At 65.6% G+C, this 9,991-nt stretch carries 6 protein-coding genes and 3 pseudogenes; 3 read left to right on the forward strand and 6 right to left on the reverse strand.

Annotation, left to right across the window (positions count from 1 at the left end):
- Positions 1 to 434 (forward strand): hypothetical protein (locus ACZ6R6_RS48715; RefSeq protein WP_470104297.1); only part of this gene is annotated, 434 nt, incomplete at its 5' end.
- Between the two features lie 107 nt (positions 435 to 541).
- Here ACZ6R6_RS48715 and ACZ6R6_RS48720 read toward each other — a convergent pair.
- Genes ACZ6R6_RS48720 through ACZ6R6_RS48730 form a run of 3 tightly spaced genes read right to left on the reverse strand, consistent with a single transcriptional unit; the run spans position 542 to position 2,662 of the window.
- On the reverse strand, positions 542 to 997 hold the full coding sequence (locus tag ACZ6R6_RS48720) for a DUF6193 family natural product biosynthesis protein (protein ID WP_470104299.1): 456 nt from the start codon (positions 995 to 997) through the stop codon (positions 542 to 544).
- A gap of 45 nt (positions 998 to 1,042) precedes the next feature.
- The gene (locus tag ACZ6R6_RS48725) at positions 1,043 to 1,957 is read right to left on the reverse strand and encodes a hypothetical protein (protein WP_470104301.1); all 915 of its coding nucleotides are present in this window, start codon (positions 1,955 to 1,957) and stop codon (positions 1,043 to 1,045) included.
- A 42-nt stretch (positions 1,958 to 1,999) separates the two neighbouring features.
- Entirely contained in the window at positions 2,000 to 2,662 is a 663-nt protein-coding gene (locus tag ACZ6R6_RS48730; RefSeq protein WP_470104303.1) for a recombinase family protein, read from the reverse strand.
- 99 nt (positions 2,663 to 2,761) lie between these two features.
- On the opposite strand from ACZ6R6_RS48730, the gene ACZ6R6_RS48735 reads away from it, so the two are divergent.
- Positions 2,762 to 4,117, forward strand: a complete 1,356-nt coding sequence (locus ACZ6R6_RS48735) for a hypothetical protein (protein WP_470104305.1) — start codon at positions 2,762 to 2,764, stop codon at positions 4,115 to 4,117.
- A 14-nt stretch (positions 4,118 to 4,131) separates the two neighbouring features.
- On the opposite strand, the pseudogene ACZ6R6_RS48740 reads toward ACZ6R6_RS48735, so the two are convergent.
- The 3 genes and pseudogenes from ACZ6R6_RS48740 to ACZ6R6_RS48750 form a co-directional block, all read right to left on the reverse strand.
- Positions 4,132 to 7,170 (reverse strand): annotated as a pseudogene (locus tag ACZ6R6_RS48740) (Tn3 family transposase).
- A 174-nt stretch (positions 7,171 to 7,344) separates the two neighbouring features.
- A pseudogene (locus ACZ6R6_RS48745) lies at positions 7,345 to 8,037 on the reverse strand (leucine zipper domain-containing protein); the annotation flags it as partial.
- Between the two features lie 606 nt (positions 8,038 to 8,643).
- Complete coding sequence (locus tag ACZ6R6_RS48750) at positions 8,644 to 8,796, reverse strand: hypothetical protein (protein ID WP_470104307.1); 153 nt, start codon at positions 8,794 to 8,796, stop codon at positions 8,644 to 8,646.
- A 303-nt stretch (positions 8,797 to 9,099) separates the two neighbouring features.
- Here ACZ6R6_RS48750 and ACZ6R6_RS48755 point away from each other — a divergent pair.
- A pseudogene (locus ACZ6R6_RS48755) lies at positions 9,100 to 9,903 on the forward strand (IS701 family transposase); the annotation flags it as partial.
- Between the last annotated feature and the right edge of the window lie 88 nt (positions 9,904 to 9,991).

Here is a 9,991-nt window from a genome sequence, read left to right on the forward strand (position 1 = left end):
ACCGCTACCAGGCCGCCCGCGCCAGCGTTGCCCTACCCGCCGAGCCCGCACCACGGCAGGAGAGCGGCGACCGGGAGGGCGAGCTGCAGGTGCGGTTGACCGCCCAGCGCATCCTCAGCCTCCACCTGCGCGACGAGCGCTCCGCAGGCCAGCGCTCCACCCTCCCGGCCGCGCCATCCTTCTGGGCGGGGATGCACTTGGATCTGACCGGCGCCCCCCTCATCGACTTCGACCTGACCAGCGGCCACGTCACCACAGCCGTCTTCAACAAGGCGGCCTTCACCGGGGACGCCTTCTTCGGCAGGGCGACCTTCACCGGGACCGCCGAGTTCGTCGAGGCTATGGTGGCCAACCCCGCGCGGCCTCATTCCTGGCCGGACGGGTGGCGCGTGCAGGTGACGCCAGAAGGGATTGGCGACTTGGCCTGTCGGTAAGACTCGTGCAACCAGGTACAAGCGTTTGAGTTAGCCCAGGTCAGCAGGTTGACCCTGCGCGGTGGAGGAAGAGAGGGTTCAGTTCGGGGCTTGTTGGTGGTTTTGGTTCAGTGGTTGATGGCTGGGACGAGCCCGGCGGGGAGGTTGTTCACGGCGAGGGATACCGCCGCGTCCACAGTGCTGGTGATTCCGATGATCTCTCTGCTGCGTGGCTGACGGACGCGGAACCGTCCGTCGCTGAGTGGGTCGATCGACGGTGCCTGAACCAGCCAGGGGAAGCTTGTGTAATTGCTGAAGTTCAGGCTGAAGTGGCTGGTGAACGGATAGAGCTGGTGTAGCGCTGGTGCTGCGGCGGCTGCCTCGATGAGGACTGCGATCTGCGGGTAGACGCGGTCGGGGTGCAAGATCAGGTGCCGCTGGTGATGCCATCGCCAGATGAGCAGCAGTTGCTGCCAACGGACGGCAGTGGCTTGGGCCGGTCCGAGAGCGCGAGCAGCAGCAAGGTCAGGCAGCCGCGGCCTCGGTGGAATGCCCGGTACCAGGCTGGGGGAATCGGGACTCATCGGCATCCTGCTTCAGGTGTCGTTAGCGGGGCTGATCATTGGTGGTCAGTCGGTCCGTTCGGCGCCGTAGTAGCCCCAGCCGAGGCGGGTTCGCATCGGTCCGGTGCCGGTTGCTTCGATGTGCGTCCTCAACATCGACTTCAGTGGTTCCGGCAGTGCCTTGCCGTGCGCCTTGGTCCATTCCAGGGCGCAGAAGAGCTGGGCCGCGCCGTCGAGCTGACGTGGGCTCGGCGGCTGGGTGGCCAGCGCGCCAAGGATCACTTCGGCCGACTCTGCCAGGAGCTGCTGCTCGATCGCCAGGTCGTACCACATGAGGCCGCCGGAGACTTCTCGGGCCGCGAGGCCGAGCCAGACCAGCAGGAGGCGGACACGTTCGGTCTGGTCGGGGTGGCGGCGGCGTATTTGGGCGTCGAGCCGTTTTCTGGCGACGTCCTGGTAGCGAGACCAGGATCCGTGATCGCCAAACTGGTCGCGTGCCACGGTTTCCGCGGCCTTGGTGAGCCCGGCCGGCGCGCCCCGGATCCAACGGACCCGACGCTGCTCGGCCTCCGCTCTCTCGCGGGCCAGGCCGGCCTGTACGTCCCGTGATCCGGTCAAGCCACGGTCAGCGAGCCATTCGGTGAGGGCAGGGCCGCCCACGAGGTCAGCGTCGCAGTTCCCGACCCCGCGAATACCGCTCTGGTGATGCAACGACCAGCGGGCGATGAGGTCATCACCAGCGTAGATGAGGATCGTCGGCCACCCGCTGCACCGGCATAGGTCCCCGGTGCCGCCGTCAACGATGGCCAGCAGACGCCCCAGCTCGGCGATCTCAGCTCCGGAGACCGAGATCCGCGACACTCCGGCAGACTCAGCCTCATCTGGCATCGCCTGAGCGATCACCACCCGGGAAGCCCGCCCCAGCACACTGCGAAGGTTGGCCGTGGTCGGTCTACCGCCCGCTGTCGCCTCGTCGATCATGGCCGTGAGGATATCCAGGATGACCAGGGACTAAGCACCTCATTATCCCTTGATCAGGGCGGTGGCCTCGGCGCCGGCGGCGCGGAGTTCTTGGAGTTCGGGGATGTGGTTGTAGAGGGTGCCGACGGAGACGCCCAGGAGGCGGGCGATGGAGGTGACGGAGCGTTCGGGGTCGGGAAGGAGGTCGCGGGCGGCTTTGAGGAGCTCGGTGTTGACGACGGTGGGGCGACCGCCGGTGCGGCCGCGGGCTCGGGCGGCGGCGAGGCCTTCGTGGGTGCCGATGACGATGAGTTCGCGGATGAACTCGGCGAGGGCGGCGAAGACATGGAGGATGAGCCGGCCGCCGGGGGTGGTGGTGTCGAGCCTCTCGTGCAGGGAGGTGAAGCCGATCTGGCGGCGTTGGAGGTCGGCGACCATGGTGATGAGGTCTTTCATGGTGCGTCCGTACCGGTCGAAGCTGGGAACGACGAGGGTGTCGCCTTCAGCGAGGAAGGCGTGGCAGGCCTGGAGCTCGGGGCGCAGTGCGGTCTTACCGGATTTCTTGTCGGCGAAGATCCGACGGCAGCCGACCCGGGTCAGGGCGTCGATCTGTCGTTCGAGGTTCTGGCCGCGGGTGGAGACGCGGGCGTAGCCGATGCGGATCTCGGACCGGGTCACGGGGAAGGCGTCGAGAAGATCGTTAGGGAGGTCCAGCGGGGGCGTCACGCCTCCGATTCTCTCAACAATGGGTCGCGGAGGTTATTGAAACCGGCACGTTGTTGAAGAGGGTTTTTGAGGGCGATCCGGCCTGCGGTAGGTGCCGTCGTGATCTCTTCAGCAAACGATGGTTTCTTGAAGGCTGTCGGGAACGCTAATGTCACCGGCACGGACATAACGGTCCTGGCGCGCGAGGTCATAGCCCCACCGTCGACGCTTGGGAGGACGTGCGTGAACGCACTGCGGACGGTATGGACGGCTGGCCAGGTATGGGGGTTGGCGGCGCCCGACCCTGGCGGCCCGCTGTTCGTCACCAGCTATCGCGGCAGCGACCTGTACACGACCGTCCTCACTGCTCTGGATCCGTCGGGACGGGTGCTGTGGCAGCGGGAGTTCGATGGCCAGCCCGGTCCACCGCGGGTCAGCATGAGCACGGGGAACGTCTGGATCGCCCACCGAACACCCGGCGGTGACGTGGTCTGTGAGATCGACGCGTCTGGCGCCGTCCTTCGGACGATCGCACCCGTGCACGAGCGGAGCGAGCGGCTCTGCGCCTTCGTCGTGGCCGGCGAACGGATCGTCACCGCCTGGCTCCGGGTCGGCCGCGAACGACTGTCCCGGGCCGGACGTGCGCCGCGAGTGGCTCTCCACGGCGATGACGGCGGGATCCTGTGGTCCACTCCCACCACCCTGGACAAGGTGTCCTACCCCAGGGTCGTCGAGGCCGGTGTCAACACCGGTTGGCAGGTCCGACCGATGCGGCCCTGGTCCCCACGCTCCATCCGGGCTCATCACTGGACACCCCTGTTGGTCGCGGGAGATCGGGTGGCGGCCACGTTCGAAGACGACAGCAGCGGTATCGCCGTCACGTTCTTCCTCGACCTCACGGACGGGCGCCTGATCACGGCCACTCCGCCAGGACCCACGCAGCACAAGGCGATCCTCGGCCCGGGAGAGTTCCTCATCGGCTCGCAAGGCTATGGAGCGTTCTCCACCTCGCACTACGACGCGGACGGCACGGTCCTGCGCGAATGGCCCACGCACACGATGCCGCTGGTCAACCACAAGGGACGGATCGTCGGGCCCGAGTTCGAGAACCGGACGCCGTCGCGATCTCATTTCGTGGCGTTGGAGCCGGACGGTACGGTGCGCAAAGGCCCGCACTTGCCGGGCTACTACACCTCCTACCCCGTGCTGGACAGCGACGGCACCGCGGTGTTCTGGCGTGACGGCCGGCTCCTGGCCGTCTCAGCTGACCTGCATGCACGTGAACTGCATGCCGCCCCGGACGACCAGCGCAACATCATGAGCCGCACCCTCATCCTCGAACACGGACAGATCGTGTTCGCCCTGGACGACGAGCTCCTGCTGATCTCCGGTACGGGTCTGAGCCCCATGGACGCTGGGCCCTGGCCGTGCGCCAACGGAGGCCTGCATGGCAATCCCGTTCTGGATGCCGGATGACGGCACCGAGCTGATCACGCGGTGGACGCGGAAAGATCGGTGATGTCGAAGGTCAGTCGCTTGTGCAGGTTGAGCTGGATCTCGCCGTACGGGGTCATGTTGGTGTAGAAGACGGGGGTCAGGCCGCGTCGGTCAGCGTCGGTGAGGACGTCCTGCCATTCGGGGAGGGCGAGGGTGTCCTGGATCATGAGGGTGTTGATGTAGCCGAGGCAGGACTGCAGGATGTGCAGGCACAACATGCCGAGCTCTTGTTCTTCCTTGCGGTTGGAGGCGAGCTCTCCGCGTTTGCCGAAGCGGATGTAGTCGTTGACGCCGTTGTAGTTCTCGACCACGTTCAGGCCGGATTCGGTCTCCCGCTGCAGGTCGCGGTCCCGCAGGTAACGAGCGAGGAAGATCGATCTCTGGGCGCGGCCGACTTCGAGTATGGCGGCGTAGGCGGGGTGGGTGGTCTCGCTGGTGAACCGGCGCAGCAGTGCCTCGGTGGAGGCGGTGCCGAGCCGGATCGCGGTGGCGTACTTCATCATCAAGTCGTAGTTGTTGGCGATGATGTCCCACCGGATCGGCTTGGTCAGCGCTGGGCTGAGCAGCGGGTAGGAGAAGTCGTCCCCGCGCCCGGGAACGTACAGCTTCATCCGGTTGATCTGCTTGAACCGAGCGACCAGGTCGAAGTCCAGCAGCCTGGTGATGCCGAACCCGACGAAGCTCGCGCCGTGGGAATCGACGTAGTTCGCCTCGATCTCCGTGTCGGTGCCATGCCGCATCGCACCCTCGACCATGGCGTGGACCTCAGAGGCCGAGCAGCTGATCAGCTGACTGTGTACGGCCATCGCCCCGGACGTCTCGACCGTCCAGTAGATCAAGACCCCGCGTTTCGCCCGCCGGTAGCGGGAGTGCCATTCGGTGAAGATGTTCTGGTCGTAGGCGGAGAAGTGAGTGGAGTCCGAGGTGACCGCGGTGGTGCCCTCGCCCTACAGGGCGGTATGGCGGGCAGCGAACGTGGCGTTGGCGATCGTCCGGGCGATCTCGCGGCAGCCTTCCACGCTCAGGTAGCGGCGCCGCACGTACCGCAGGTCGTCCTCGTTGTGGTCATGGTCGCCGGCCGCCGCGGCGCGGATCCCCGTCCCGGTCCCGTAGGCGTAGATGACCAGGAGCAGCCGCTCGAACAGCTGCTGGGGATCCAGGTGCCCTTGAACTCCGGCCGGGGAGAGGGTCTGGAGGCAGCCGGTGCGCAGGCACGTTTCGGCGAACATGTCCATCAGCGGGACGACGCCCCACCGGGACCGGATGGCGGCCTTCAGCCCGCGCAGGTTGACCGGCTCGGGGAGGGCGTCCAGCGGGCTCAGCTGGACCGCGCCGGTCTTCCGTTCGGAGATCTTCAGCCAGGGCAGCCGCTGGTGGCCGAGCGCGTCATTCAGCTGCCCCAGCTCATGATCCAGCTCGTCGCGCAGTTCGTCGATGAACCGTTTGGGGTCCAGCGGCTTGCGGAGCTTGGCGTAGTTCTCCGCGCGCCGTGCCTCGTAGTCCTTGGGCAGGTCGTCGTCGGGGTTGCGCCACTTCTCTGCGCCCTTGACCCAGATCTCCTTGCAGCGCAGCTTCTCCCGCAGGGACTGGAACACCCCGCACTCGTACACGCTCCGCAGGATCCGCTGGCGCCGCTTGCTGTCTGCCCCGTACAGCAGATCTACGAGCTCAGGCGGGACGATGCCGTCGATCGGGACGGTCTCGCCGAGCTCGTAGCACTTGATCCGGTTGGACTTCTCCGACTTGTACCGCTTGAGCAGGGCGAGGGCCTGCATCATCGGCGCGTGCACGGTGTTCGTCGACCCGAACTCCAGCACCTCCAGAATCTGGATCAAGCCGGTCCGGTAGTGATTGGTGTAGGAGACCTTGAACACCCGCTGCTTGTGCTGCCGGTAGGAGGTGCCCTTCGCCCGGTACTCGTGTAGCAGCGACACCAGCGTCGTGTACCCGCCCGGCACCGCCGGGTAGATGACGTCCTCGACCCGTGACTCCGGTGCTTCCAGAGCGGCCTCGGTCATCTTGAACAGGATGTTCTCCTTGCCCGACACCCGCCTCAACTCCGCGACGAAATCGCTGGTCACCTTGGTCTCAGCGCGGGCGTTGATCCGGTGCACCGTCGCGATCAGCAAATCGACTAGGGTGTCGGTGATCTCCCGGCCCCGGCAGAACAGGTACGCGGCAAGCAGGGTGACCTTAATGTCGTGCGGGTGGTCCCGCAGATGCGACGGCGCCTCGGCCGCCACCCTCGCCCGCCATCCTTGAAGGATCTTCGGCGCGACGTCGGCGAACAGATCCTCCGGAAGGCCGATCGCTCCGATCGAGTTGAGCTTGAACACCTCTTTCTCGATCGTCTTCACGCTCACGTTCCCCGGCTCCTCCCGGATCTTCGCGAACAGGTCGACGCCGGTCACCTCCTCGGCGTCGAACAGGGCGCCGTCGTCGGTACCGGCCTGGTCCTCCTCAGCGCCCGGATCGGCGGACTGGGCGATCAACGCGAGCATCCGCGCCACCGCCTCAGCCGGAACCCTGCCCGCGACCAACGCAGTCTGGGTCTTCTCCGCTTGGCTGATCGCCTTCCCCGCGATCCGGCGGATCCGGTCCGGCGCGGGCTGCTCGACCTTGTCCTCCCGCAAGTGCGCGAGGAGCTCCGCCCGCACACGGTCGGCCTGACGCTCCTTGTCGCACACGTTCACGGCCACCCAGTCGGCGGCCTTGTCCGAATCGGCAATCGAGCACTCACGGAACCCGAAGTGCTTGCGGACCTCCTTGCGGTGCTCCTTGCTCGTCCGGCCGTCCCACTCATACGACGCGAGCTCGGCAACGGGGACCTTCACCAGCCTGGCCACGTAGTCGACCGCTTGGTCCGGCAGCTCGTACCGGCCCTTGGGGAACCGGTCATGCAGCGAGTAGAACCGGAGCATCAGCGCGAACGCCAACTTGGTCGCCGGCCGCCGATTCGACAACAACGCCAGCTCGTCCCCGACGAGCGTCCAGTTCCCGATGAGCTCGTCATCATCCAGCACACGCGCCACGACGCATCCGGCTCTCTCGCGCATGGGCGGCACCAGAAGCCGCCACAAACCCTACGAATCCGGATTAATACTGGTCATCCAAGATCGGGCGCGTCCCGAAAACTGGCGAAGAGCCCTACGCCCCGATCCGCAGTACCGCTGAGCTGGGCTAACTCAAACGCTTGTACCTGGTTGCACGAGTCTTACCGACACCCCGAAGAAGCTCTGGGCTCGGCGCCAGAACGCGGTGGCGGTTTCCTTGGTCTCATCGGCCAGGATCTCGGTGTAGGCCAGGCGGGAGTGGTCGTCGACGGCGTTGTGCAGGTAGCCGTAGCCGAGGTTGGGGCGGCCGTGGGTGGTGCGGGGCCGGGCGGGGTCGCGGTGGGCGGAGCTGTGGCGTGTGCCGGCGGCGCGGCCGTGGATCCGGTGGCCGCCCCCATCGGGGATGTTGCCGAGTTTCTTGATGTCGATGTGGATCAGGTCGCCGGGTGCGCTGTGTTCGTAGCGGCGGATGAGGCGGCCGGTGGCGCGGTCCAGGTATCTGAGGCGGGGCAGGCGGTAGCGGGTCAGGACCCGGTGCACGGTGGCCGGATTCAGCCCGAGCAGGTAGGCGATGCGGGCCGGCCCCCATCGGCGCAGCAGCCGGATCTTGATGATGCGTCGTTCGGTGCGGGTGGGGGTGCGTCGTGGGCTGTGGTGGGGGCGTGAGGAACGATCGGTCATGCCCGCGGCGCCGTACAGGCGGTAGCGGCCTGCCCAGCGCTGGGCGGTGGTGACCGCGACCTGGAAGCGTTCGGCGGCACGTCGTAGTGGCCAGCCGTCCTCGACGACGCAGCGGGCCAGTCGAAGTCTGCCTGTCTCGGTCAGTGGGGCGTTACGGTGGGGCATGAGGGCCTTTCGGGTCACGGTGCAGATGTCGCAATCCACACCGAACCCGAAGGCCCTCACCCATTACAAGATCATCAAAGTCATGTCGCCGCGTACCTAACCTCCGTGGGCAGTACACCTAGTCGGGACTGGCTCACGTTCTTACCGCCATCCCGGCTGGGCTCATGGTGAAGAGGAAAAGAACTTCCATACTTCTAGCATGTCATCGACACCTGTGATGCCCAAGAATGTAAATGTGGCCGCTACAAGGCCAGACAGCACGAGCCAGTATATTTCCCAAGACATTCTCCCCCGCTCCACTTCCTTGCGAAAATGAGCTCCAAGCGAAACGGAAAGAATCGGGGTGCCAAAAAGTAGCAGGCAGAAAATTATGAGCTGCTCAAACGACATTTGATCCTGGGGGGGCGATTCCGACGGATCGCGCCCACTTTACCAATAGAGTAACTCCGGCGATAATCCCCAGGATCGCCCAGGCCAAAATTAGGACATCTTCCTTTTCTTCTTCGGTGTCATCTGCCATACGCCCACTCCCCCCTTTCGGGTTGATCAAGCCGCGAAGCGTTCCGTCGCGGGGTGCGTCGCACAACAGGCGGCGTACGTCGAACGCTAGGTCAAACAGGCCACGGCGGCGATCTGGTCCATGAGGTTCAGCAGGTAGTTGCTGAACTTCTGGCCACCAGACGAGACACCTCTACTGAGGTGTTGTTTTCCATGCCCGTCATTCTGGCCCAGTGTGCGTGGATCGCGCAGGAATTCCATCGACATGAGTACTGCCGTTACGGCTCGTGTGGGTACGGAGACCGGTATCGGTGCCGGATGGGCAGGGTTGGAATGACGAGCAGTGCGGGTGACGACGGGCCGACCCATTCCTAGTACGGCAGCCGCCATTTGCTGTGTGAGCTGGGATGATGCGCACTCTTGGTCGATGCGATCTTGTGATGGGATTCCAGTGCAACGAGAATAGCCGCTCATGATCATGTCTGTGTGACGAGAGCAAGATCGAGAGCGGCTGCTGCCCTCATCGTAGAGGCCGCACGGGTACAGCGGAACACTGAGGAACTCATGACCGCGCTGGCTCCGATGTTCGCCAGGGTCGAACCGCGGTTGCAGGCCGCCAAGTACGTTCGCGCCGTGATGTCCGACCTGCCCAAACGTAACGGCTGGACGATCGCCGAGTGGGTAGGTGACCGCAGTCCCGATGCCACTCAACGGCTGTTGAATCGCGCCGGCTGGGACACGCCGGGCGCGATGAGCGCCGTTCGCCGGTTCGCCATCAGCCGTCTGGACGCCGCCGCCCGACCAGGCAGCCTGACCATGGGAGTGCTGGATGAGTCCGGCCAGGAGAAGAAAGGCGTCGCGACGGCGGGCGTCAAGCGCCAGCACATGGGCTGCGCGGGCGGCGTCGACAACGGCATCAACACCGTGCACCTGGCCTATGTCCGCGCCGGAGCCGGGCATGCGCTGATCGCCGCGCGGCAGTGGATCCCCGCCGAGCAGATCAGCGACCCCGTCAGCGCGATCACCATGGGGCTGCCGCTGGAGCTGACCTTCGCTACCAAGGGAGAACTGGCCATCGGCCTACTGCGCGATGCCTACCGCGATGGCGTGCGCCTGGACTTCGTGGCCGGCGATGAGGTGTACGGCGCGTGCACGAAACTGCGTGCTTTCCTGGAAGAGCATGGCCAGGCCTACGTGCTGCGCGTGCGCGCCACCTTCACCCTCACTCTCGGCGGCGGCACCTGCCTGACCTGCGAGCAGGCAGTGGTCAAGCATCTGAGACAGAAACGTAAGTGGACCATCCGCTCGGCCGGCGACGGCTCCAAGGGCGAGCGCACCTATGCCTGGTCCTGGATCGCCACCGCTAGCTTGATCTTTAACCTGTGCGTCGTGGTCGCGGATTAGTGGATTTCTTGGGCTTGGGTTTCGTCGTTGTGGCCTTCGCGCTGGTCAGGCC

This window comes from Streptosporangium sp. NPDC048886, from assembly GCF_055586905.1.